The organism is Rahnella aquatilis CIP 78.65 = ATCC 33071, from assembly GCF_000241955.1.
In the GTDB taxonomy this organism is placed as follows: domain Bacteria; phylum Pseudomonadota; class Gammaproteobacteria; order Enterobacterales; family Enterobacteriaceae; genus Rahnella; species Rahnella aquatilis.
In genome coordinates, this window is the sequence record NC_016818.1 from 3057865 (window position 1) to 3083078 (window position 25214).

Annotated in this window: 25 protein-coding genes and 1 other annotated feature; of the genes, 6 read left to right on the plus strand and 19 right to left on the minus strand. The window is 51.5% G+C overall.

Annotation, left to right across the window (positions count from 1 at the left end):
- The first annotated feature begins 72 nt into the window (after window positions 1-72).
- From RAHAQ2_RS13710 to RAHAQ2_RS13730, 5 genes are all read left to right on the plus strand, one after another.
- Window positions 73-1119 (plus strand): 3-deoxy-7-phosphoheptulonate synthase, encoded by a 1047-nt coding sequence (locus tag RAHAQ2_RS13710; RefSeq protein WP_015697814.1) that lies wholly within the window; start codon window positions 73-75, stop codon window positions 1117-1119.
- Between the two features lie 338 nt (window positions 1120-1457).
- Window positions 1458-2492, plus strand: a complete 1035-nt coding sequence (locus RAHAQ2_RS13715) for a hemin-degrading factor (RefSeq protein WP_015697815.1) — start codon at window positions 1458-1460, stop codon at window positions 2490-2492.
- Window positions 2489-3319 (plus strand): heme/hemin ABC transporter substrate-binding protein, encoded by an 831-nt coding sequence (locus tag RAHAQ2_RS13720; protein ID WP_015697816.1) that lies wholly within the window; start codon window positions 2489-2491, stop codon window positions 3317-3319. Before RAHAQ2_RS13715 ends, RAHAQ2_RS13720 begins: the two co-directional genes overlap by 4 nt.
- Window positions 3316-4344, plus strand: a complete 1029-nt coding sequence (locus RAHAQ2_RS13725) for a FecCD family ABC transporter permease (protein ID WP_015697817.1) — start codon at window positions 3316-3318, stop codon at window positions 4342-4344. The genes RAHAQ2_RS13720 and RAHAQ2_RS13725 overlap by 4 nt, the downstream gene beginning before the upstream one ends.
- Window positions 4337-5125 (plus strand): heme ABC transporter ATP-binding protein, encoded by a 789-nt coding sequence (locus tag RAHAQ2_RS13730; RefSeq protein WP_015697818.1) that lies wholly within the window; start codon window positions 4337-4339, stop codon window positions 5123-5125. The genes RAHAQ2_RS13725 and RAHAQ2_RS13730 overlap by 8 nt, the downstream gene beginning before the upstream one ends.
- Before the next feature lie 46 nt (window positions 5126-5171).
- Here RAHAQ2_RS13730 and RAHAQ2_RS13735 read toward each other — a convergent pair whose 3' ends face one another.
- The 15 genes from RAHAQ2_RS13735 to RAHAQ2_RS13805 form a co-directional block, all read right to left on the minus strand.
- On the minus strand, window positions 5172-6626 hold the full coding sequence (locus RAHAQ2_RS13735; protein WP_015697819.1) for a protein adenylyltransferase SelO: 1455 nt from the start codon (window positions 6624-6626) through the stop codon (window positions 5172-5174).
- Window positions 6627-6764: 138 nt separating this feature from the next.
- The gene (locus tag RAHAQ2_RS13740; RefSeq protein WP_238532033.1) at window positions 6765-7550 is read right to left on the minus strand and encodes an EAL domain-containing protein; all 786 of its coding nucleotides are present in this window, start codon (window positions 7548-7550) and stop codon (window positions 6765-6767) included.
- Window positions 7551-8079: 529 nt separating this feature from the next.
- Window positions 8080-9093 (minus strand): lipoate--protein ligase, encoded by a 1014-nt coding sequence (locus RAHAQ2_RS13745; RefSeq protein ID WP_015697821.1) that lies wholly within the window; start codon window positions 9091-9093, stop codon window positions 8080-8082.
- A 96-nt stretch (window positions 9094-9189) separates the two neighbouring features.
- Entirely contained in the window at window positions 9190-9669 is a 480-nt protein-coding gene (locus RAHAQ2_RS13750) for an NlpC/P60 family protein (RefSeq protein ID WP_015697822.1), read from the minus strand.
- Between the two features lie 154 nt (window positions 9670-9823).
- Complete coding sequence (gene arnF / locus RAHAQ2_RS13755) at window positions 9824-10213, minus strand: 4-amino-4-deoxy-L-arabinose-phosphoundecaprenol flippase subunit ArnF (RefSeq protein WP_015697823.1); 390 nt, start codon at window positions 10211-10213, stop codon at window positions 9824-9826.
- Window positions 10210-10542 (minus strand): 4-amino-4-deoxy-L-arabinose-phosphoundecaprenol flippase subunit ArnE, encoded by a 333-nt coding sequence (gene arnE / locus RAHAQ2_RS13760; protein ID WP_015697824.1) that lies wholly within the window; start codon window positions 10540-10542, stop codon window positions 10210-10212. Before arnE ends, arnF begins: the two co-directional genes overlap by 4 nt.
- On the minus strand, window positions 10539-12209 hold the full coding sequence (gene arnT / locus RAHAQ2_RS13765; protein ID WP_015697825.1) for a lipid IV(A) 4-amino-4-deoxy-L-arabinosyltransferase: 1671 nt from the start codon (window positions 12207-12209) through the stop codon (window positions 10539-10541). The genes arnE and arnT overlap by 4 nt, the downstream gene beginning before the upstream one ends.
- Entirely contained in the window at window positions 12209-13108 is a 900-nt protein-coding gene (gene arnD / locus RAHAQ2_RS13770; protein WP_015697826.1) for a 4-deoxy-4-formamido-L-arabinose-phosphoundecaprenol deformylase, read from the minus strand. The genes arnT and arnD overlap by 1 nt, the downstream gene beginning before the upstream one ends.
- A gap of 13 nt (window positions 13109-13121) precedes the next feature.
- Window positions 13122-15104, minus strand: a complete 1983-nt coding sequence (gene arnA / locus RAHAQ2_RS13775) for a bifunctional UDP-4-amino-4-deoxy-L-arabinose formyltransferase/UDP-glucuronic acid oxidase ArnA (protein ID WP_015697827.1) — start codon at window positions 15102-15104, stop codon at window positions 13122-13124.
- Window positions 15104-16084, minus strand: a complete 981-nt coding sequence (gene arnC, locus RAHAQ2_RS13780) for an undecaprenyl-phosphate 4-deoxy-4-formamido-L-arabinose transferase (RefSeq protein ID WP_015697828.1) — start codon at window positions 16082-16084, stop codon at window positions 15104-15106. The genes arnA and arnC overlap by 1 nt, the downstream gene beginning before the upstream one ends.
- A complete protein-coding gene (gene arnB / locus RAHAQ2_RS13785) occupies window positions 16084-17226 on the minus strand; it encodes a UDP-4-amino-4-deoxy-L-arabinose aminotransferase (RefSeq protein ID WP_015697829.1) in 1143 nt (380 codons plus the stop codon). Before arnB ends, arnC begins: the two co-directional genes overlap by 1 nt.
- A 360-nt stretch (window positions 17227-17586) precedes the next feature.
- Window positions 17587-18336, minus strand: coding sequence for a vitamin B12 ABC transporter ATP-binding protein BtuD (btuD, locus tag RAHAQ2_RS13790; protein ID WP_015697830.1), 750 nt, complete (start codon window positions 18334-18336; stop codon window positions 17587-17589).
- A gap of 19 nt (window positions 18337-18355) precedes the next feature.
- Entirely contained in the window at window positions 18356-18907 is a 552-nt protein-coding gene (locus RAHAQ2_RS13795) for a glutathione peroxidase (protein WP_015697831.1), read from the minus strand.
- Window positions 18908-18980: 73 nt separating this feature from the next.
- Window positions 18981-19988, minus strand: a complete 1008-nt coding sequence (gene btuC / locus RAHAQ2_RS13800) for a vitamin B12 ABC transporter permease BtuC (protein WP_015697832.1) — start codon at window positions 19986-19988, stop codon at window positions 18981-18983.
- 152 nt (window positions 19989-20140) lie between these two features.
- Complete coding sequence (locus tag RAHAQ2_RS13805) at window positions 20141-20530, minus strand: DUF2502 domain-containing protein (protein WP_015697833.1); 390 nt, start codon at window positions 20528-20530, stop codon at window positions 20141-20143.
- A 272-nt stretch (window positions 20531-20802) separates the two neighbouring features.
- Between RAHAQ2_RS13805 and RAHAQ2_RS25810 the strand changes: the two genes are divergently transcribed.
- Window positions 20803-20949, plus strand: coding sequence for a hypothetical protein (locus RAHAQ2_RS25810; RefSeq protein ID WP_015697834.1), 147 nt, complete (start codon window positions 20803-20805; stop codon window positions 20947-20949).
- 349 nt (window positions 20950-21298) lie between these two features.
- On the opposite strand, the gene ihfA is transcribed toward RAHAQ2_RS25810, so the two are convergent.
- The 4 genes from ihfA to pheM all read right to left on the minus strand — a co-directional run bounded on the left by ihfA (window position 21299) and on the right by pheM (window position 25203).
- Window positions 21299-21595, minus strand: a complete 297-nt coding sequence (gene ihfA / locus RAHAQ2_RS13810; protein WP_004089944.1) for an integration host factor subunit alpha — start codon at window positions 21593-21595, stop codon at window positions 21299-21301.
- A 4-nt stretch (window positions 21596-21599) separates the two neighbouring features.
- On the minus strand, window positions 21600-23987 hold the full coding sequence (pheT, locus tag RAHAQ2_RS13815; RefSeq protein ID WP_015697835.1) for a phenylalanine--tRNA ligase subunit beta: 2388 nt from the start codon (window positions 23985-23987) through the stop codon (window positions 21600-21602).
- A gap of 14 nt (window positions 23988-24001) precedes the next feature.
- Window positions 24002-24985, minus strand: a complete 984-nt coding sequence (gene pheS, locus RAHAQ2_RS13820) for a phenylalanine--tRNA ligase subunit alpha (protein ID WP_015697836.1) — start codon at window positions 24983-24985, stop codon at window positions 24002-24004.
- A gap of 98 nt (window positions 24986-25083) precedes the next feature.
- Window positions 25084-25208, minus strand: a sequence feature (Phe leader region).
- The gene (gene pheM / locus RAHAQ2_RS25715) at window positions 25159-25203 is read right to left on the minus strand and encodes a pheST operon leader peptide PheM (protein WP_106120997.1); all 45 of its coding nucleotides are present in this window, start codon (window positions 25201-25203) and stop codon (window positions 25159-25161) included. It overlaps the preceding feature by 45 nt.
- Window positions 25209-25214: the final 6 nt, after the last annotated feature.

Genomic DNA, 25214 nt, shown 5'->3' on the forward strand with positions numbered 1-25214 from the left:
TTTGCGTTATTGTGACCGGCATCACTTCCCGGTATTCCTGCCGCAGAGAAGAAACAAATTTTCGAGAACACGATGTCACAAACAGATGAACTGCGTACGACGCGCATCGACAGCCTGATTACGCCTCAGGCACTGGCAGACAAATTGCCAATTTCCCCGTCGGTGGCACAACACGTGATGGAATCACGTAAACGAATTGAAAAGATTATCAGCGGTGAAGATCGGCGGTTGCTGGTCGTTGTTGGGCCCTGCTCAATCCACGATATAGAAGCGGCTATTGATTACGCGGGCAAACTCAGCGTACTGCGTGAAAAGTATCAGGATCGCCTGGAAATCGTCATGCGTACGTACTTTGAAAAACCACGTACCGTTGTCGGCTGGAAGGGCCTGATTTCAGACCCTGAACTGAACGGTTCCTGCCGTGTTAATGACGGCATTGAACTGGCGCGTAAGGTATTACTGACCGTTAACCAACTGGGCATCCCGACTGCGACCGAATTCCTTGATATGGTGATCGGACAATATATTGCCGACCTGATCAGCTGGGGGGCCATCGGTGCACGTACCACAGAAAGCCAGATCCACCGCGAAATGGCCTCGGCGCTTTCCTGTCCTGTGGGTTTTAAAAATGGGACTGACGGGAATACCCGCATCGCCATCGACGCTATCCGTTCGTCACGTACCAGCCATATGTTCCTGTCACCGGATAAAAATGGTCAGATGACTATTTACCGTACCGCCGGCAATCCTTATGGTCATGTGATTATGCGCGGAGGTAAGAAGCCAAATTATCATGCGGATGACCTCGAACAAGCCTGTCTGAATCTGGCGGAATTCGATTTGCCTCAGCATCTTGTGGTCGATTTCAGTCATGGCAACTGCCAGAAACAGCACCGCCGTCAACTCGACGTGGCAGAAGATATTTGCCAGCAGATCATCAGCGGTTCAACTGCCATTGCGGGCATCATGGCGGAAAGTTTCCTGGTTGAAGGCACACAGCCTATCGTTCCCGGCCAGCCTCTGGTTTACGGCAAATCGATTACCGACCCTTGTCTGAGTTGGGAAGACACTGAGACATTGCTCTCAATGCTCGCGCAGGCCACAAACAGCCGGTTTTGATCACTTTGCTGTAACCTTCTTAAGGGCAACGTTGGTTGCCCTTTTTTACGATAACAGCGCACTAACGCCCTGTCCGCTCTGATACTTTCTCTCACTGACTCGCCTGCTTCCCCTCTTAAATTAAGGGGTTAACGCCACAGAATTACATGCCAGCCACAAAAATTTCCTTGATGTGTTTAGGTAATGATTTGATAATGATTATCAAATTGATATTAATTCCCATTACCAATCATGCGTGAATCGCGCTTTTGCCCTAAATATTTTTACAAATCATTCACATAACATCGTAAGTTTTTATCCGCCAGCTAGCGGATGACCTAGACAACGAGGAGACAGCAATGCATTCAGTTCACTATCAGGACTATTTACAGGCCAAAGAAGCGAATCCCGGTAAATATGCCCGCGATCTGGCGGAGATTTTGGGCATCAGCGAAGCTGAGTTAACGGCTTTGCGTGTTTCTCATGACGCGGCACGTCTGGATGTTGATGCCCGTACCTTGCTGGCTGCTCTGGAAAATGTGGGCGGCGCGAAATCGATTACCCGTAACGACTTTGCCGTACACGAGCAGGAGGGCCGCTATGAGAATCAGCATCTGAGCGGTCATGCCGGTCTGATCCTTAATCCTCGCGCGCTGGACCTGCGTCTGTTTCTGCAACACTGGCTGCACATCTTCAGCCTGTCAGAAACCACGGCCCGCAGCGTCCGTCACAGCATTCAGTTCTTCGATGCGCACGGTGATGCCGTTCATAAAGTGTATAACACCGATGAAACTGACATGGCAGCATGGGATGCGCTGATTGCGCAGTACAAAAGTGACGTCAATCCGCCGTTGCAGATAGAGGCAGTTCCTGAAACGCCGGCCCCGATGGCCGCAGATACCCGCACTCTCGATACTGAATGGCGCGCAATGACCGACGTTCATCAGTTCTTCCAGTTGCTGAAACGCCACGACGTCACCCGCCAGCAAGCATTCAAAGCCGTCGGGGACGATCTGGCATGGCGAGTGGATAACGGCTCACTGACGCGTTTACTGAATATCGCCAAAGATGACCAAAACGAAATTATGATTTTTGTGGGCAACCGTGGTTGCGTACAAATTTTCACCGGACAGATCGAAAAGGTCATGCCGCACGGAGAGTGGATCAACGTCTTCAACAAGCAGTTCACTCTGCATCTGGTGGAAAGTGCTATCGCAGAAAGCTGGATCACCCGTAAGCCGACCAAAGACGGTTTCGTGACCAGCCTGGAATTGTTTGCCGCTGACGGCACCCAGATCGCGCAACTTTACGGTCAGCGTACCGAAGGCACCCCTGAACAAACTCAGTGGCGGGAACAGCTGGCGCAACTTAGCAGCGAAGGTGTGGCAGCATGAAAAAAACGTTGAAAATGCTGGCCGCTGTTACAGCATTGCTGGCGACTCCGGCGCTGCATGCCGCTGAAAAGCTGGTCAGTATTGGCGGTGACGTCACCGAGATTATTTACGCACTCGGTGCGGGCAACGAAATGGTCGCCCGCGACAGTACCAGCTTGCGTCCGCAGGCGGTACTGGGTCTGCCGGACGTCGGTTATATGCGTCAGCTTAATACCGAAGGGATTTTATCTATGCACCCGTCGCTGGTACTGAGCAGCGAGCTGGCAGAACCGTCACTGGTTTTAAAGCAGCTTGAGCAGAACGGTGTAAAAGTGGTTCGTGTGCCGGGAACACCTTCTGCTGAAACCGTCCCGCGTAAAATAACAGTGATTGCGGCGGCACTGAACCGTCAGGCAGAAGGTGAAAAACTGATCGCGGACTATCGTTCGCAGATTTCAGCTATTCACCACGATCCTTTGCCGGTAAAAATGCTGTTTGTGATGAGTCACGGTGGCATGACCTCTATGGCTGCGGGCCAGGGTACTGCGGCAGACGCCATGATCACGTCTGTCGGGGCGAAAAACGCGATGCAAGGCTTCAGCCGTTATCGGCCGCTGTCACAGGAGGGTGTGATCGCCAGTGCACCGGATATCCTTTTACTGACCGCGGACGGTGTTAAAACCCTTGGTGGAATGGAACAGGTGTGGAAACTGCCGGGTGTTGCCATGACGCCTGCGGGCAAAAATAAGCGTGTGCTGGTTATCGATGATATGTCCCTGCTGGGCTTTGGTTTGCAAACGCCTGCGGTGATGGCACAACTTCGTCATGCGGCGGAACAGGCAAAATGAGCAGCATGAGCCCTCCGGTGCCGTCACGTCGCCGCTCACCGGTTTGGGCGCTGATTGGCCTCGGCGGCGCGCTGCTGGTGCTGGCCGTGATGGCAACCAATACCGGTGCGATGTCACTGTCGCTGGGAACGCTGCTCGCACGCCCGTTTGACGACAGTTTGTGGCAAGTCTGGCTGACAATCCGCCTTCCCCGCGTGTTGCTGGCTGTGATAGTCGGTTGCGCGCTGGCCAGTTCCGGTGCGGTGATGCAGGGTTTATTTCGTAACCCGCTGGCAGACCCCGGTCTGCTTGGCATTAGCAGCGGCGCGGCGCTGGCGGTTGCACTGACCATTGTGATGCCGCTGGCATTGCCGCCATTACTGGCCCTTTACAGCCATATGATCAGCGCATTTGTCGGCAGTCTGGCAATTTCAGCTATCGTCTTTACGCTGAGCCGTTTCGGCCATGGCGGATTATCGCGTTTACTTCTCGCCGGTATTGCCATCAATGCGTTGTGCGGGGCTGCTGTCGGCGTGTTGACCTACGTCAGCGATGATCAGCAGCTACGCCAGTTTTCACTGTGGAGCATGGGCAGTCTCGGGCAGGCGCAATGGCCTACACTGGCCGTGGCATCTTCGCTGATCCTGCCTGCCTGTATTGCGGCGCTGTTTATGGCGCGGCGCCTGAATATTCTGCAATTAGGTGAAGAAGATGCGCACTATCTCGGTGTGAATGTCCGCCGTACGCAATTGCAATTATTGCTGCTGAGCGCCCTGCTGGTCGGGGCTGCTGTCGCGGTTTCCGGTGTGATTGGCTTTATCGGTCTGGTGATCCCGCATCTGTTGCGGATGCGTATTGGCGCCGACCACCGCTGGCTCTTACCGGGATCGACCATGGCGGGCGCCTGCCTGCTTTTGCTGGCTGACACGCTGGCCCGGACCCTGGTTGCTCCGGCAGAAATGCCCGTGGGATTGTTAACCAGCCTGATTGGTGGCCCGTATTTCTTATGGCTGATCCTGCGCCCGGGGGTTACGCGTAATGTCTGATTTCACTTCATCCATGGTTGCAGAAAACCTGACGTATTCCGTCAACGGCCGCCGGTTAATTGACGATGTTTCACTCAGCTTGCAAAGCGGAGAGATGGTGGCGCTGATTGGGCCAAACGGTACCGGAAAATCAACACTGATGCGTATGCTGACCGGATACCTGATGCCACAAGCGGGGCAGATTTCGCTTCAGGGAAGGCAACTCAATGACTGGCCAGCACAGGAACTGGCGCGCACCCGGGCGGTTATGCGTCAGAACAATACCTTAGCGTTTGGCTTTAGCGTGCGGGAAGTGCTGACACTCGGGCGTTCACCGCACGGTCAGCAAAATCTGCAACGGGCACTGACTGAAGTCATGACGCAGACTGACTGTCTGAATCTGGCAGAGAGGGATTACCGTCATTTATCAGGTGGCGAACAACAGCGGGTTCAGCTTGCGCGGGTGCTGATCCAGCTCTGGCAACCCGAACCTTCCTCGCGCTGGTTGTTTCTGGATGAGCCTACATCGGCACTGGATTTATATCATCAGCAACACGCGTTGCGTTTACTGCGACAGTTAACCCGGCAAACGCCGCTGGCGGTATGTTGCGTGCTGCATGATCTCAATCTCGCGGCGTTGTATGCCGACCGGATTATTTTATTGCACAGCGGAAAAGTGGTTGCCAGCGGGACGCCCGCTGACGTACTGAGCGAAGCCATACTCAGCCGCTGGTATCAGGCCGATTTGAACGTCTGCCCGCATCCGGAAACCGCATTGCCGCAGATTTTCTTGCGTCAGTAGAGAGGGTTCAGTAAAAATGCCACATCAGGATGTGGCATTTTTTATATCAGCTCGAACAGGAAATTTCGAGGTGCTTACCCCAGTCAGGGGGTAATGCCGCCATCTCGTCATACTGAGGCGCATCGCTGTAAGGATCACGTAATGCCTGATGAAGTTGCTCCAGCGCACTGATGTCATCCGCTTCAGCCCTTTCAATGGCTTTCTGCGCCAGATAGTTTCTCAAAATAATACGCGGATTACTTTGTTTCATGGCGTCCTGCCGCGTTGCATCACCAATATCTTCCGTTTGTAAGCGCTGACGATAAGCCTGATACCAGCTGTCGAAAGCCTGACGGTCGATGAACTCATCCCGCAAAGGCGACGCGGCTTGCTGTTGTTCTGTCTGGCTGAGCAACCTGAAGGTCTGGGTGAAATCCCTGCCCTCTTTCGCCATCAGGCTCAACAATCCGGTCAGCAGATCGTTATCTTGTTTATTCTCTGTGAAGAAGCCCAGTTTGCCGCGCATCAGCGTGCCATAGGCTCTCATCAGCGCAGGTTCATACTCGCCAAGCGCGGTTTGTAGCTGTTCCGCTGACATCAGGCCGGATAACGTCTGTGCCAGACGATGCAGATTCCAGTACGCTACCGCCGGCTGATTATCGTAGCTATAACGCCCCTGATGATCGGAATGGTTGCAGATATAACCCGGCTGATAATCGTCGAGGAAACCGTAAGGGCCGTAATCGATAGTCAGCCCGAGAATGGACATATTGTCGGTATTCATCACACCGTGGGCGAAACCAATACTTTGCCATTGCGCCATCAGCCGGGCAGTGCGCTCTACCACCCCGGTAAACCATTGCTGGTAGCGTAATGCCGCCACCGGTTCACTTTCCAGCAACTGCGGCCAGTGGTGTGCGATGACATAATCTGCCAGCTGCTTTACCTGCTCAGGTTGTTTACGGTAGTAGAAGTGTTCAAAGTGACCAAAGCGGACATGGCTTTCCGCCACGCGGATCAGCATTGCGCCGCGCTCAGGCTGCTCGCGAAAAACCGGCTCATCGCTGGTGACAATCGTCAGCGCCCGCGTTGTGGGCACCGATAAATGATGCAGCGCTTCAGAGGCGAGAAACTCACGAACAACGGAGCGCAAAACCGCCCGACCATCACCCATTCGTGAATAAGGGGTCAGCCCTGCCCCTTTCAGATGCCAGTCGAACCGTTTTCCGGAAGGTAAAACCTGTTCGCCCAGTAAAATACCGCGTCCGTCACCCAGTTGTCCGGCCCACTGGCCGAACTGATGCCCGCTGTAAACCTGAGCCAGAGGCTGCATGCCAGGGAAGAATTTTTCACCGCACCAGTATTGACGATGTTCAGCACCGAAAAGTGATTCATCCAGTCCCAGTTCTCGCGCCAGTGGTTCGCTGTGGTAAAGAAGCCTTGCGCCTTTTAGCGGCGTCGGTTGCAGTTGCGTATAAAAGCCAGGCAACTGGTCAGCATAATGATGTTCAAATTGCGGCATAAATCCCCCTTTTTAATAGTGTAGGACTGCGGGGCGATAATTAACACGGAGAGAACGCAGGGAGATTATTACCTTAAGTTATAAAAAACCCGGCATAGCAGGCGCTGGCCGGGATCCTGAGAATGAAACGATCTGCGATCAGTGAAATTGAGCTGGCCGCACAAGCAGACTGTTCAGTTCGGCGGGGTCAACGCCAGGCCATAACAACCCCTTCACCCCTTGTATATCCGCTTTGCGTAACGCGTCAAAATAGTCCTGAGTGTCGAGCCCGTCGATCACAATATTCCGGCAAAAACGGTTAACATTTCGTACCAGCGATGGCATGACAATAGTGAAATGTTCTCCCTCATAGAGCTGCCAGAAAAGATTTTTGTCGAGCTTCACCCACTGAAAAAGATGGTCAAAAATGGGCACCATATTAATGGTGCCTGACCCGAAGTTTTCCAGCCACAGCGGGAAATATTGCTTCAATGCAACAAGTTGCAGGTTATTCCTGCCTTCGGAAAGACGCGGGAATGACTCACTCAGATTAAGATGAATGAAAGTATGCGTGCTGAAAGCCTTGCGGAGATTTTCATCTTCCAGTAATAAGGCCACCTGTCTTTCCTCAACACTAATATTCAAAATAACCTGATTATCGCTAAACCATCGGGCATGCTCACCCGCCCATATCTGTTGCTCATTAAGAAACCGTAATAACTGCTGCGGTGTTAACAGGTTCAGTACCAGTTCTGTAGGCATCACTAACTTGCTGTCTGCGCTGGAAAAACGGCAAATCAATTCTACGGCGAGTAATTTCCCTTCAGTAGTGTAGACCGGCTGGCACAGATAGCTGCTGTTAAAGGCCGTATCGAATTGTATTTTCATTTTTGTCCAAAACATCAACGGCACGGCTAATTGATTAATAACTTTTTTGACAATCAATCAGATCATAAAGATACCGGGGCCCCGAGGCGAAACCGAAATATTAGAGAAATTGATATCAAGAAAGAACCTGTCCGGTTGTAAGTCTGTTGCGACGACCAGGCGAACAGCTGCGAAATCAAAAATTTTTAAGACACCCTTCTTCTTGCCGCCTTCTTATTAAGGTTTATGCCATTCAGTCCAGCAATTTCAGACTAATCTTATCGTCAGAGATAAAAACGTGCAACTTGCCGTATGAGTGCTACCGGTCATTTTTAACAAGAATTTTTGCTGTGTTTTATGCTGATGTACATAACACATGTTACTAAATATTTTAGCTAATGGTTATAGTCACTTATGAAATATTGTGCAAGTGCCAGCATTCACTGCCAGGTTTTTTAAAAATCATAGATGATTTTTCTGTCGCAATAATAAAGCAGAAATTATGCGTCATCTGCCAGCTTAATCATTGCTGAGAAAGGGTTCAGACGTGATGAAGTGCAACAACCGCCGGAGGCCCGCCTGGCATCAGCCTCCGGTGTTCTCTCCGTTATCGGATACAGCGCACCAGCCAGTTTTGCAGTTCAGTAAGTTCTGCCTGCATCGCCGGATATTGATTAATGATGCGCTGGCAAGTTTGCCCGACGTCCTGCGCGTGATAGCGCGTACCGGCCAGTTTTCCGGCTAACGCCAGCAACGGGGCTGGATTAAGGCTGTCGGTGAAAATCTGCGCACGGCTGATATTACCCTTCTCCACATCAAAGTGGATATCCACACCGCCCCAGACAAACCGTTCGTTCAGCAAGTGGCTGAATGCCGGTGCTTTGCCGAAATTCCATTCCCAGCTGCTTTGTTTGGCAAATCGTTCGGGGAAGCCAGGAATATCCGGAAACACGTCCGGAGAGATGATTTCAGGTTCTGCTTGCGCACCATACCAGTCAAAAAACGCTTCGGTGACAGCTTCGCAAATTTGCTCATGACTGATATCCGGCACAAACTCATTAAGATTTGCAACCCTCGAGCGCACCGAAGTGATCCCTTTCGCCTGTAACTTTTTGACGTCCGGATTGAGATAATTAGCGAGACGGCTAAGATCGGCATTAAGCAGTAACGTGCCATGATGGAAGCCGCGGTCGGCCGTTTCACGATAGGCGGAACCGGAAATTTTCCGCTCGCCTTCCGGCGTCTGAACCACCAGATCGTTACGACCCGATGCGCTGGCATCGATGCCCAGGCTCTTTAATGCATTGAGTATAATGCCGGTTGAAACGCTTTTATCATATTCCGGCTTGCCCGCCATAAAGGTGAAACAGGTATTCCCCAGATCGTGAAAAACCGCTCCGCCGCCACTGCTGCGTCGCGCCAGACGAATACCGTCTTCTTCCATTCTGCGGGTATTGCATTCTTTCCACGGATTCTGCGCCTGCCCGATAACCACCGTTTCGGCATTCCGCCAGAGGAACAACACGCGCTGCGTGGTCATCTCGCGGAAAATACAGTCTTCTACAGCCAGATTGAACCAGGGATCGTAAGAATCGGAAAGTAATAGTCTGAGAGGTTTCATTGCATATTCATCCTGAAAGAGTCTGCCCGGATAATAACAGCAAAAAACAGGATGAAATACGCAGTGAAATCAGGGGGAATGTGATCTGGCGCCGCGTCAGATGCGGCGCGCCTGCCAGTACACTTTACGCCAGTAAACGTTATCGAGTGAAGAACGGGTCACGCCCTGGCTGGTCGACGCGTGAATGAACTGATCGGCCGTGTCATAAATACCGACGTGAAGACCATTTTCACCGCTGCCGGTTTTGAAGAAGACTAAGTCGCCGGGCAACAACTCATCACGTGGCACTTTGGTGCCAATTTTGGTCTGGTCAGCGGTCGTTCTCGGCAGCACGACGCCAAATCGGTCACGGTAAGTGCGGAAGACAAAACCCGAACAGTCGACGCCGCTCGGTTGTAATCCGCCGTAACGATACGGGGCACCGTGCCACTGGCTGAGCTGGTCGTTAAGCTCGGCCACGACAGTAATAGAATCGGCAAACCTGCCGCTCGGCGGCGGAGCATGGCTGCTGCAACCGTTAAGAATTAATGCGGCAACAGCCAGCAGGGAATACATGGATACGGACGGGCAGCGCATAGTGCATTCCTTCTCGAATAGCGTCACGGCATGATCAGACGCGAAGGTTTACGCGTGCCGGATAAGTCGCCGTTATCTAAGAGCTAATAGAATTTAGCGCTATTTTATCCGTCATCCAATGTTTAATGATGTTTTTTATCGTCATAAAAACCCTTTAATGGGATTTTTTTACCGGCTTACTGTGGATAAGCCAGACACCTGACAGGATAAGCAAGCCGCCCATTGTTTTACTTAAGCTGATGCTTTCATTGAACCAGGGCAGAGTGACGGCGGCAACATACACCAGCGCATAACTCAGACTGAGTAAGGTATACGCCCGGTTGAGCGGCAGGTAACGCAACGCAAAAAACCAGCATCCCATTGATAATACATAGCCACACAGCCCGAGAAAAACGGCAATCAGGGCATGTAAATGGCTAAGAATAAAGGAAGTGTTTACAGCCGACAGTGAAAACAACGGGATCTGCACCATGCCCCATTTCATCAGCAATTGTGCCGCCGTGACCAGCAACACACTCCCCGCGCCCCACAGATATCCCTTCATAGGCTGATACTCATAAGTGCTATGCCACACATGATCAGCGCGACGCCGCACCAGTGGCGGCCATCGACAATCTCACCAAAGAACCCGCGGGCACACAGCGTGATTAAGACGAAATTCAGACTGAGCATCGGATAAGCCAGACTCAGCGGCAGTAATTGTAAGACCCGCAACCACAACAGCATGGCGATACCGAGCAATAATATCGCCAGCCCGAGCCAGCGTAAAACCCCCGCCATACCCGCCGCAGCCACCAGTGCGGCCTGCTTCTGACAAAGCTGACCGGCACAGGTGATGACGCTGACGGCAAGAACCAGAAGGAAACCGGTCATGGCAGTTTTTTGTAGAATAACAGCGCCTGCCGGTCGACCCGCACCGTTCGATCTGCAGGAGGCAGAGAGGATTTCACCCCAGCATTGCGGTCAAGCCTGAGGATGAGAGAGACGTTTCCTTGCTGACGCGCGTGTTGCAGCCATTGTGAGAAATGCGCCGCATCAACAAAATTGTCTTTGGCATCCGGATAGCTCAGACCGTACTGCAGCTCACCCTTTTCATCAAACATCAGAATATCGCTGCGCTTGAGTGTCCACGCAATGGCAGTTGCCACACCGACGTTATCTGTCAGCACATACCGGCTGTCTTTCAGCAACGCCATATTTTGCGTCAGAAAGGGTTGCGGCTGCTTGGAATCCATTACTTTTTTCGGAATAGCCTGTCCGATAAGCAACGCCAGCACCAGCGGGCAAAGGGCAGCCCAATACCAGCGCTTTTTCAAATCCGTCAGCGATATTGCGCCTGCCAGCGCCCACACTGCAAAACACAAAATACCTATCAGTGCATGTGGCAACTCCGGACGGCTGAACACGGCTTTGATGTGGAAAGGCAATATGCCCGAGACCACCAGAACCGCCGCAGCCAGCAGAATGCCAAACACGATATTGATGACGCCATTGGCTTTCAGTGCCCGTAATTTCCCTGACTCACGGATATTACCCAAATAATCCGCCATCAGCAGGGCAAGCGGCGCAAAGCACGGCAAAATGTAAGTCGGCAATTTACCTTTAGCAACGCTGAAGAAAATCAGCGGCATGATTGCCCAGCTAAACAGGAAGAATAATTCCGGACGCATGACCCGTTTAGTCCAGCCCGCCCGCAGTGCTCCCGGTAACAACCCGAGCCACGGCAGCGCGCCCAGAAACAGTACCGGCAGGTAATACCAGAAAGGTGCCTTGTGCTGAGCATCGGCCTCTGCGAAACGCTGAATATGCTCAACCCAGAAGAAGTAGTTCCAGAAGTCCGGCTCGCGGTGTGCTATCGCCAGCACCCATGGCAGGCTCAGTACCGCCGCGCTCACAATCGCCACTGGCCCCCAACCAAACAGGGTTTTGAAACGCTTTTCGCGCCAGATAACCGGCAGAAGGGCAATCACCGGTAACGCCAGTGCCAGAAAACCTTTGGTCATAAAGCCCATACCGCAGGCCAGCCCGAGAACTATCCAGCTCAGGGCTTTATGAGAGGCGCGCGAGACCCGCAGGCAGAAATAGCTTGCGACCATTGCAGCCGTCATCCACAACGTGATCATCGGATCCATCACGCTGTAAGTTCCGATGCCGAAGACCAGCGCCATGGACAGATAAATCAACGCCGCCGTGTAAGCCGTCTGGCGGTTACGCCACATAAGATGTGCAAGCCAGAACACCAGAATGGCGCTGAGCGCCGTGCTGAATACCGCACCAAAACGCACCGCAAAGTTGCTGTCACCAAAAATCATCTGGCTGATATTATTAAACCAGTATCCTGCGACAGGTTTCTCAAAATATCGCAGCCCGAGAAGATGCGGTACCACCCAGTCGCCGCGCTGGAGCATTTCGCGGCTGATTTCTGCGTAACGGGTTTCATCGGGTTGCCATAAGAGACGGGTATTAAGAGGAACAAGGTAAATCAGTGCAAAGAACACTAAAATCAGAGTGCCCCACACGCCTTTAATTGTTTTCGACATCAGGAAAAACCTTCTTGCTGACAGCCTAACCAGCCTTCCCGACCCGGAAAACTGGCGCGAACCACTTTGCCTCTTGGCAATGTACTCAGATCTTGCGGCAACAACTCACCCAGCGCACAAAACTGGATCCCCTGTGCGGATGCACGGGTTAATAATTCATCGAACTGTTTAGCCAGTGACATGCCTTCCACTTCGGCATGAATGGTATAAACCGGCACACCATTATCTTTCGCAATAGCATCAAGAATAAAGTCGTTGAAGTTATCTGCATTAATCTCGCCGCCAGCCACTTCGTCGTAAGTCGGTAATGTCACGGGGATCTGCACGGTGCCCGGTGTCCCATTTTCCAGTACGGGCAGGAAAGGTCGCGTTCCGCGGCAATCACTGTTGTAGTAAAAATGGAAACGTTCTTTGACTTCAATGACCCGCTCATCGGCACGCCAGCCTGCGACTGCCGAACATTCAACGTCATGACCCAGACTTTTTTCGAGCGCCTCCAGCCCCAGCCTGATTTGTTCTTCCATCTGTTCCCCGGACCATTTCCCGACATTGGCCTGCCAGCCCTGATGATCCCAGGCGTGCAGCCCGACTTCATGCCCGCGTTTTGCGGTTTCTTTCATCAGATAACCGAGGTCACGCGCGATAAGTTTACCCGGCCACGCAGTGCCTGCCAGTAAGATATCCCAGCCGTAAAGAGACGCTGCATTAGAGCGCAGCATTTTCCACAGGAAGCGCGGTTTAAGCAGGCGCCATAAATGGCGCCCCATATTATCCGGGCCAACGCTGAAGAAGAAACTGGCGGTAATTTTATGATTTGCAAGGGTTTGCAGAAGCTGAGGGACACCCTCGCGGGTGCCACTCCAGGTATCCACATCAATGCGCAGACCCACTTTCTTCATGACGGGCACCGTTTCAGGCTTTGTCAGCGTCAGGATTTACTGAACGCAGGAAGAAATCCAGGGTTTCAGCAACGGTTTTATCCATGCCAATTTCCGGTTTCCAGTTCAGCAGACGACGGGCATTTTTGATGCTCGGCGTGCGATGCTCCACGTCCTGATAGCCTTTACCGTAATAAGTGCTGCTTTCCACCAGATTGAAACCGGCGAACGGCGGGAACTGCGCGCGTAGCGGATGCGATTCAAAGCTGCTCAGCAGCATTTCTGCCAGTTCACGAATGCTCGCTTCGTTGGTCGGGTTACCGATGTTGATGATCTGACCATCACACAAGTTGTCGCGGTTTTCGATAATGCGGAACAACGCTTCGATACCGTCGTTAATATCCGTGAAGCAGCGCTTCTGCTCGCCACCATCCACCAGTTTGATCGGTGAACCTTCAACCAGATTCAGGATCAGCTGGGTAATGGCGCGGGAGCTGCCGATACGCGCGGCATCCAGGTTGTCCAGACGTGGGCCCATCCAGTTAAACGGACGGAACAGGGTAAATTTCAGGCCTTCTTTCGCGCCGTAAGCCCAGATAACCCGGTCCAGCAACTGCTTGGAAACCGAGTAAATCCAGCGCTGTTTGTTGATCGGACCGACAATCAGACGTGAATGATCTTCATCGAATTCTTTGTCATCACACATCCCGTAAACTTCAGACGTTGACGGGAAAATGATACGTTTTTTGTATTTCACACAATCGCGGACGATTTTCAGGTTTTCTTCAAAATCCAGTTCAAATACGCGCAGCGGATTACGGGTGTATTCAATTGGCGTTGCGATAGCCACCAGCGGCAGCACGACGTCGCATTTTTTGATGTGATATTCAATCCATTCTGAATGAATGCTGATATCACCTTCCACGAAGTGGAAATGCGGATTGCCCATAAAACGGCTGATAGCGTCAGAGCTGATATCCAGACCATAAATTTCATAGCGATCTTCGCGAAGCAGGCGCTCGCTCAGGTGGTTACCAATAAAGCCATTCACACCGAGAATTAAAACGCGGGTACGACGTTTCATCACCGCCGTTGGCAGCGTAGCAACGCGCATATCCGGCATAATGCCCAGTTCCAGCGCCAGACGGGAGCCCTGAACATACAGACCGTTTTCGCTCTGGCCGGCCAGAATTTCCAGCGCACCTTCGCCACAGGCGATGGTCAGCGGATCAGAAGAAAGCACAGTGCCCGGTTGTTTGTCGTGCTGAGTTGCCAGCGGACGTGCACGCCAGATAGTCAGTTTACGCTGTCCCAGATAAGAGAACGCACCCGGGTAGGGTTCAGTCACCGCACGGATCAGGTTATTGATTTCTGTGGCAGATTTGTGCCAGTGAATTTCACCGTCTGCCGCAGTACGGCGGCCAAAGTAGCTGGCCTGCGTTTCATCTTGCGGGGTCAGGGTGATGTTGCCCGCCTTCATTTCAGGCAGCACATCCGTCAGTAAGGCTTTAGCCGCTTCACGCACTTTGGCATGAAGTTTCAGCGCAGTATCATCGGCAGTAATAGCCACTTTACGCTGACCAACGATGTCGCCTGCGTCAGGACGTTTGACCATTTTATGCAAGGTCACGCCCGTTTCAGTTTCGCCATTCAGAAGCGCCCAGTTAACCGGCGCGCGACCGCGATAACGTGGCAACAATGAACCATGCAGATTGAAGCCACCCTGCGGTGCCAGAGATAAAATCTCTTCGCTCAACATATTGCGGTAGTAGAAGGAGAAAATAATATCGGGCTGTAAAGCACGGATGCGGTCGACCCACAATGGATGGTTAACATCTTCAGGCGCATAAACAGGCAAATCCAATTCAGCACCCTGACGCGCAACGGAAGAAAAGAATTGGTTCTCATTCGGGGAATCAGTATGGGTGAAAACCGCCTGAACATCGTAACCCGCGTCAACCAGAGCCTGTAAACCAACACAACCAATATCATGATAGGCAAATACAATCGCTTTCATCACTCTTCTTCCTGACTGTTATCTTCGGAACGAACGCCGACGACTTTTTGAACGAAATAACGGGGACGCGCACGAACATCGTTATAGATCCGCCCGATGTATTCACCGAGTAATCCCATACCGACAAACTGCGCACCGATAAACATGAATAACAATGCAAATAGCGTGAATACGCCTTCCGCGGACCACTCAGGGCCATTAATAAGGCGCATTAAAATAAGAAATACCGCGAGAACGAAACCGAAGATGGCAATCACACTGCCGACAACGCTGAGCATTCTCAAGGGTGTTGTCGTCAGGCAGGTGATCAGGTCATACATCAGATTGATCAGTTTCATCAGGCTGTATTTGGAATCACCAAATTCACGCTCGGAATGCTGAACAGGAATTTCCACGGTTTTGCGCGCGAATGTGTTAGCCAGAATAGGAATGAACGTACTGCGCTCATGGCAGTGCAGCATGGCTTCAATGATGTGACGGCGATAAGCCCGTAACATACAGCCGTAGTCACCCATCGATTTGCCGGTGGCGCGCTGGATCATCATGTTGATCATCTTTGATGCCGTTTTACGGAACCAGGAGTCACGACGGTTAGCACGCACGGTGCCGACAACGTCATAACCTTCATCCGCCTTAGCAACCAGACGCGGAATTTCCTCCGGCGGGTTCTGCAGATCAGCATCTAAGGTAATAACCAGATCCCCCGTAACATGGCTGAAACCGGCCATTATCGCGGAGTGCTGACCATAGTTACGGTTGAGTAAAACAGCGATGATATGGCTGTCAGGTTGTTCGGCGGCGGCAGAAAGCATATCGCCGGAGCTGTCGGAGCTGCCGTCATCCACCAGAATAATTTCGTATTGCTGGGTTAATTGTTGACAAGCGGCCTGCGTGCGGGAAAGCAACGCCGGCAGGCTTTCTTCTTCGTTGTAGACCGGGATAACTACCGAGACTTTACGAATAGGTTCGTAATGCGCCACTACTGCGCCTCCAGAAGGGAAAAAAGAGCCGCGACAACGCGGTCAACGTCGCTGTCCTGCATATCAGGGAACAGCGGCAAACTGCACAAACGCGCCGAATTCCATTCGCTGTTTGGCAGGCTCAGGTGCGGATAACGTTCGCGATAATATTTTTGAGTGTGAGCAGCACGGAAATGTAAACCGGTTCCGATACCCTGCTCTTTCAGGCGTTCCATCAGTGCGTCACGGCTGATACCACAACGCGCTTCGTCCACACGTATCATGAATAAGTGCCAGGCATGCAGATGCGGGTAAGCGGGCACATTCATTGGCAGATACGGTGAACCCTTTAATTTATCCAGATAACGCTGTGCCAGCTCCGCCCGACGGGCATTCATTTGTGCCAGACGCTTAAGCTGTACGACAGCGACAGAGGCATGAATATCGGAGAGATTGTATTTAAAGCCGGGTTCGACCACTTCAGCTTGCGGTTTACGCCCCAACACCTGACGATCAAATGCATCAACAGCCAGACCGTGGAATTTCAGTGCCCGTACTTTTTCAGCCAGAGCATCGTCATCCGTGGCAATCAGACCGCCTTCAGCGCAGGTCATATTTTTAATGGCGTGGAACGAGAAGATTGCCGTTCCCTGCGCGCCAATCCAGCGGTCACGATATTTTGTGCCTGCAGCGTGCGCGGCATCTTCTATCACCGCAATACCATGCTGATTTGCCACGGCATAAATAGGGTCAAGATCCAAAGGCGCACCGGCGTAATGAACAGGAATAATCGCTTTGGTTTTTGGCGTTATGGCTGCGGCAACCGCTTCGGCACTGACCATCAACATGTCAGGATCAACATCCACCATGACCGGTTCTGCGCCGAGCAGGACGATCATGTTGATGGTTGAAACCCAGGTTTGAGAAGGCGTAATCACTTCATCGCCAGGGCCGATGCCAAGCGCCATCAGGGTGACATGCATGCCGCCAGTCGCAGAACTGACGGCGATAGCATGCTTACAACCGAAAGTGGCAGAAAAATCCTGTTCAAGCTGATGGGTCTGTGGCCCGGTGGTGATCCAGCCAGAGCGTAAAACCTGCCCCACTGCAGCTATTTCTTCTTCGCCCATAGACGGACGGGAAAAAGGCAAAAAGTTTTCCATTACGCTATCCCAAAAAGGTAATTAACCGGTAACGACTGTAGACCGCATTTATTTAACAATAAGTAAACGCCATCGTGAAATTAGGGATCTTATGATGTCGGTTTAATCTTAATTTAACCTTAAGGATTTGCCAGCTTGGTGAAGTTAAACAGAAAGTAAATAAACAAAAATTAAATAACGTCTAAATGGAAAAGCCATTTAATAACAAATAATTACATTGATTTTGTTTTTTTAAGAAAAAGTGAACTTTATTAAAAAAATGCATTACTTGCGTTTTTTATGACCAAATAGGAATTGAGATAAAGCGTAAAACCTAATAATAATATAATTAAACCGCTATGCATTAAGCTCAGGTAAATCTCAGGTTGCCATTATCCATTGCCTGCCAGCCAGTTCGTGTATCTGAAATGCCACTTTGTATACGTCTGAGAGTATTTCAGACTGCATGACATCAGCACATTTTCCCGCCGCCATCACCTGACCCTGCGACATGAGCCAGACCTGATGCGCGTAATGCAGGGTGTGGTTGAGATCATGATCGCTTAACACCACGGAACGACCTGCCGCGCAAAACGCCGAAAGCAGCTGATCCAGCGCCTGTTGCTGGGCAACATCCAGGCTGTTCATCGGCTCATCAAGGAATAAAAGCTGACTGTCAGGATTCACCGTCGGCCACACCTGCAATAAAGCCGCCGCCAGCCTCACCCTCTGCCATTCCCCACCAGACAAATGCGTAACCGGGCGGCCAAGTTTATCGCTGAGATGCAGAGCATCACATAAATATGAAATCGTGCGCTCAAGAACGGCGGGATCCACTTTTTGCGGCTGATGAAGGGACAAATATTGAAATACCGGCATCAGGGATGCCGGTGTCAGTTGCTGACATAACCAGGCGCGAAGACGTGCCTGCCGGGGGCCGGGAATGTCAGTCAGCCGTTGTCCGTCGAGAATAACCTCGCCGTCCCCTGCTGACATACCGGCCAGACGGGTCAGCAAAGTGCTTTTCCCGGCGCCATTCGGGCCGATGATGTGGATCCGACAGCCCGGCATAACCTGGGTGCTAAATGCACGAAGCCGCCCCGCAACGGTTATCTCACGACATTCCAGCATCGGTGTATTCACACGCAAATTATTTCGCCAGTGCCGCTTTGATGGTTTCCATGAGGATCGGATCTTCCGGTGTCATATCGGGTGCGAAACGCTGGACCACGGTGCCGTCACGACCAATCAGGAATTTCTCAAAGTTCCACAAGATGTCATCGGGCTTCAGAGGCTGGCGACCTTTACTGGCCAGACGCTCATAGAATGCACTGTCCTCCGGTTTGACTGCTGTCGGACAGGCCGCAATCAGCGCTGAATACAGCGGATGACGATGGTCTCCGTTGACGTTGATTTTGCTGAACATCGGGAATTTCACGCCAAATTGGGTCGTGCAGAAAGTTTTGATTTCATCTTCTGTCCCCGGCTCCTGGGCACCGAATTCGTTGCACGGGAAGCCCAGTACTTCAAAACCGCGGTCGTGCCATGCCTGATAGATATTTTCCAGCCCTTCGTACTGCTTGGTCAGGCCACATTGCGAGGCCACATTCACGACCAGCAATACTGAACCTTTATAAGCACCGAGCGTGGTAGTTTCACCATCGATAGTTTTCAGGGAGATATTATAAATTTCATTACTCATCGTTTTTATCCTGATATTTGTAGGTTAGGGAAAGGGGTTTCAGGGAACAGCATAGCCGACACACCGGAAAGGATCAGCGGATTTGTCCGGTTCTGGTCAGCAACCAGATGAATACCGGTGCACCCAGCGTGGCGGTTACCACGCCAACCGGCAGTTCCGCCGCAGATAAACCAATCCGGGCCAGCACGTCCGCTAACAATAAAACTGAAGCACCGCAAAGTGCACAAGCAGGCAATAAACGGCGCTGATCGGTGATCCCGCAAAGCCTGAGAATGTGCGGGATGATCAGTCCGATAAAACCGATGACGCCCGATAAGGCGACGCTCAGCCCGACCATCCAGCCAACGGCAAGCACCAGAATATAGCGCCAGGTGTTCAGCGGGATGCCGAGTTGCCTCGCCTGCTGTGTCCCAAGCGACAACAGATTGAGCGTATTCCCCTGCCTGACCAGCCACAGTAAAACGGGCAGCAACATGCATCCCAGCCAGATCTGATCCCAGTCAACACCGCCAAATCCGCCCATCATCCAGTACATCAGTTGCCGTAAATCGAGATTATTGCTGAAATAAATAGCCCAGGTCATTAAAGCACTGCAGGCAATCCCAATTGCAATCCCGACAAGCAGCATACGGGCATTCGTCAGAAGGCGTTTACGGGCGATATACAGCAGAAAGAAAGTGACAACCAAAGCCCCGGCGATGGCGGCCAGACTCATGATCCAGACGGGCAACAGGCCGTGGCTTAGCATGACACAAAAAACCAGCGCGACGCAGGCACCATTGGCAACGCCAAGCAAACCAGGCTCAGCAAGGGGATTTTCGAACAACGACTGCATCACTGCGCCAGAAACAGCGAGACTTGCCCCCACCAAAATGACAGCGACAGCGCGCGGAAACCGTAATTGCCACACGAAGAGACGCGCCTCAGCGCCCAGCCATTGATCCGGCCACAGCCAGCTTTCGCCCGCACTCAGACTGAACGCCCATATCAGCAATAACAGCATACTCAGCCCGTATAACCAGCGGCGGTCACGGTCTTTCTGTTGCTGTTCAAAAGCAGAAAAGGTCTGCGGGATAGGCATGAATGGCTGATTCCTGAGGCTGACGGGAAGTGACTATCCTACCGATATTAAGCAGTTAGCTCTAGAGAAGAACAGGGGAATGCCACAAATAGAAAATAAAAAAGCCGGTGGCTGAGCACCGGCTTCGGACACTTTCCGGATTACAGTGAGGTTCAGTGTCCCTGATAGCCGTTTGGCGGGATCGGCTGACCGTTCCCCTGATGACCATTATTATCATGACCGTTTGGACGGCCCTGATTATGGGGCTGCGGTCCGGGCTGGTTATGCCCTGGCTTGTCATGGCCGCGCTGCGGTGGTTTAGCGTCCCAGCGATTACCATGCCAGTACATACCGTGTTCATTACGCTCACCGTAATGATGGCCCTTGTGGTCATGCCACCACTGCGGTGGACGCCAGTCATAACCATCCCAATAGTAACCGCGTTGATCCTGATCCCCGAGGTGAAGTGATACGCCAGGTACGTTGAGGTCAACAGAAACATTTGCCTGCGCGATCACAGGCAAAGCCAGTGCACAACACAGCAATAAGAGAGATTTTTTCACGTGAGTTACGCCTTCTTTATTATTTTATGACGTGATTTTTATATCAGTCAGGTATTGAATAAAATATAAGAAATAGGCGTATTTTCGGATAACTTGCTCTGAACTTACAATAAAAAAACAAACATGTCCGGGTTGAAATAATTCAACAGCAAGGTGTTTATTATCAATTAAATTCTTATTACGACGCTAACAAATCTTAACGTAAGCCTGACAACAACCCACCTGCATTCTATTTATAATCGCCCTGTTTATTCAAACAAAGGATAAGTTTTATGCGTCGTATTTTAGCTCTGCTTAGCGTTGCTCTGATTGTCGTCAGCCTCAGCGGCTGTTTATTCCCACCATTTTGGGGTCCTGGCGGCGGTCACGGCGGTGGTGGTCACGGTCCGGGCGGACCGCGTATGTTCTATAACCACTAGTCATCTTTTCTAATTTTACTCTTCAGTTCGCGGTTAATCTTTCCGGCATTATTTATTCAGGCATTAATATGCGTATATTATTAACTGAACATAATGAGTAAGTTATCATCGGGGCTTCGGCCCCTTTTTATTGAAATGATATTCAGGCAAATAATAAACCGAAGTTCCTTTCTGATCTTGAAATTTAATCTATCAGACTAATCCTGAACCGCCTACCCCTTTAACACTATCTTTTCACTTTCTGTGCTAATAACTTAAAAGCGTTATAATGCATTTCTTTCGATGACACAGTGCTCTTATAAATCAGGCAAAAAAAAGGCCGCTTTCGCGGCCTTTTTGATGTTTTTACTTATTCTTTCGGAGTGGCATTCTCTACACGACTTTTCAATTTCTGTCCCGGACGGAAAGTCACCACACGACGCGCCGTGATCGGAATATCTTCGCCGGTTTTCGGGTTACGTCCCGGACGTTGGTTTTTGTCACGCAGATCAAAGTTGCCAAAGCCAGACAGTTTAACTTGCTCGCCATTTTCCAAAGCACGACGTACTTCTTCGAAAAATATTTCAACAAGGTCTTTGGCATCCCGTTTGCTCAGCCCGAGCTTCTCAAACAGGTGTTCTGACATTTCAGCTTTAGTAAGCGCCATAGGTTCAATCCCTCAAGGATGCTTGGAATCGCTGTTTTAGAGCCTCTACACATTTTGCAACGGTAGCGGCGATCTCCTCTTCTTCCAGTGTACGGCCGGTATCCTGCAACACCAGACTGATAGCCAGGCTCTTGTAACCCTCAGCTACGCCCTTGCCACGGTACACATCAAACAAGTTTACGCCAACTACCTGATTTGCGCCAACTTTCTTACACTCTGCCAAAATATCATCTGCGGCCACGTTTTCGGCCACTACAACAGCGATGTCACGACGGTTCGCCGGGAAGCGGGAAATCTCTTTCGCATCAGGCAGTACGCGGTCCGCGACCTTGTTCCACAACAGTTCGAAGACCACCGTACGGCCATTAAGATCGAGTTTACGTTCCAGCTCAGGGTGTACTACACCAATGAAACCAATACGTTCGCCATGCAAATAAATCGCAGCGCTCTGCCCAGGATGCAACGCAGGATTCGCTTCCACCCTGAACTGCACATCGTTCATTTTGCCGGTAAGCTCAAGAATAGCCTCAAGATCACCTTTCAAATCGTAGTAGTCAACTGCCTGACGCGCCAGATCCCAATGCTCTTCATTTTTAGTGCCTGAGATCACACCAGACAGCATGACGTCCTGACGGATACCCAAATCGGCTTGACTATCAGGCACAAAGCGCAGGCCGCTTTCAAATAAACGTACGCGACTTTGCTGACGATTTTGGTTATTGACCACCGCAGTCAGCAGACCTGACCACAGGGAAAGACGCATGGCGGACATTTCTACCGAGATCGGGCTAGGCAGAATCAGCGCTTCTTCGCCAGGATGCAGCAGAGCCTGCACTTTTGGATCGACAAAACTGTAAGTGATCGCTTCCTGGAAACCGCGGTCAACCAGCAGATTTTTCACACGTTTCAGCGAAAGATTGGCTTCACGGTGTTTAGTCATCACCAGGCTGGCTTTCACCGGTACATCAGGGATATTGTTGTAGCCGTAAACACGGGCCACCTCTTCCACCAGGTCTTCTTCGATTTGCATATCGAAGCGCCAGCTTGGTGCAACAGCCACCCAGTGATCGCCGTGATGCTGAACCTGGCAACCCAGACGGGTCAGAATGTCAGTGACCTGTGCATCTTCAACGTGATGGCCGATCAGGCGATCCAGCTTTTCACGACGCAGGGTGATAGTTGCCGCTTTCGGCAAATCAGCTTCGGAAGTGGCTTCAATAACCGGGCCCGCTTCCCCGCCGCAAATACTCAGCAACAATGCAGTCGCGCGTTCAATGGCTTTGAATTGTAGTTGGGGATCAACACCACGCTCATAGCGATGGGATGCATCAGTGTGCAGACCCTGGCGACGAGCACGACCGGTGATGGACAGTGGCGCGAAGAAAGCAGATTCCAGCAGGACATCCTGCGTCTCGTCGTTCACACCTGAATGTTCACCACCAAAGATACCGGCCATCGCCAGCGCTTTCTCATGGTCTGCAATCACCAGCGTATCTTCCGCAAGTTTCGCCTGTGTACCATCAAGCAAAGTCAGCGGTTCGCCTGGCTGCGCCATGCGCACAACAATGCCGCCACTGATGCGGTTCAGATCAAACGCATGCATTGGCTGACCGAGTTCGATTAACACGTAGTTAGTGATATCCACCACAGCGTCGATAGAACGGGTACCGCAACGACGCAGTTTTTCACGCATCCACAGCGGCGTTGGCGCTTTAACGTTGATGCCTTTAATAACGCGCCCCAGATAACGTGGACACGCTTGTGGTGCCTGCACATCAATGGAAAGGGTGGCATCAATAGTGGCTTTTACCGGGTTCATTTCCGGCTCAACCAGTGGCAACTGGTTAATAACAGCGACATCACGCGCTACGCCAAGGATACCCAGACAGTCAGCACGGTTTGGCGTTACGCTGATTTCAATCGTGGTGTCGTCGAGCTTCAGGAATTCACGGATATCGGTGCCGACCGGCGCATCCAGCGGCAGTTCGATGATACCGTCATGATCTTCGGAAATACCCAACTCAGAGAAAGAACACAACATGCCTTCTGAAGGTTCACCACGCAGTTTGGCCGCTTTGATTTTGAAATCACCCGGCAATACAGCACCCACAGTCGCTACCGCAACTTTAAGGCCCTGACGGCAGTTTGGTGCGCCACAGACGATATCCAGCAGACGATCCCCGCCCACGTTGACTTTGGTCACACGCAGTTTGTCTGCGTTCGGGTGCTGACCGCATTCGACAACCTCACCGACAACCACGCCATTAAATGCGCCTGCAACCGGCTCAATGCCATCAACTTCCAGGCCGGCCATGGTAATTTGGTCTGATAATGCTTCGCTGCTGATGGCTGGGTTTACCCACTCACGCAACCAGAGTTCACTGAATTTCATGTGATATTCCCGCCTTACTTAAACTGTTTGAGGAAACGCAGATCGTTTTCGAAGAATGCACGCAGGTCAGTCACGCCATAGCGCAACATAGTCAAACGTTCCATCCCCATCCCGAAGGCAAAACCGGAATAGACCTCTGGGTCGATGCCCACATTGCGCAGAACATTCGGATGTACCATGCCGCAACCCAGCACTTCCAGCCATTTGCCATTTTTACCCATCACATCCACTTCTGCAGAAGGCTCTGTGAACGGGAAATAGGAAGGACGGAAACGGATCTGCAAATCAGCTTCAAAGAAGTTGTTCAGGAAATCATGCAATGTGCCTTTCAGGTTGGAAAAGCTGATGTCTTTATCAACAATCAGACCTTCCATCTGATGGAACATCGGGGTATGAGTCTGATCGTAATCGTTACGGTAGACGCGACCCGGCGCGATAATACGAATCGGCGGCTGCTGGTCTTTCATCGTACGGATCTGAACACCGGAAGTTTGCGTACGCAGCAGGCGCTTGGTATCAAACCAGAAAGTATCATGATCGGCACGTGCCGGATGATGACCCGGAATGTTCAGCGCATCAAAGTTGTGATAGTCATCTTCGATTTCAGGACCGGTTTCCACGGTAAAGCCTAATTCACCAAAGAAGGTTTCAATGCGGTCGATAGTACGGGTCACCGGGTGCAGACCACCGTTTTCGATACGACGACCAGGCAGGGAAACGTCAATCGTTTCTTCAGCCAGACGGGCATTCAGTTCGGCGGACTCCAGCATATTTTTACGCGCGTTCAGGGCTTCCTGAACCTGCGCTTTCGCTTCATTGATGACCGCGCCCGCAGCAGGGCGCTCTTCCGCAGGTAATTCACGGAGCGTTGTCATCTGGAGTGTCAGGTGGCCTTTCTTACCCAGATATTCGACACGCACGTTATCCAGCGCGGCGATATCCTGAGCACTCTCTACGGCGGCCTTGGCATTGGCAACCAGCTCTGCGAGATGTGGCATTGCTTTCCTCTTCTTCTGGCCAATATGGCCCGATGTAAAATAACCGTGATGGATCAGGGGCGCGATCTTACCCTGGACCTTAGTGTATAAAGCACAGATACAAAAAAGCCTCCACGAGGGAGGCTTAAGCGCTACTTTTCGTTTCTTCTCTTACGCGCGAAAGCCTTCCTGAGTCAGGCGCTAAAGTAAAAAAAGAAACGGAAAATAGCAGCATTCATGCTTGCGTTAC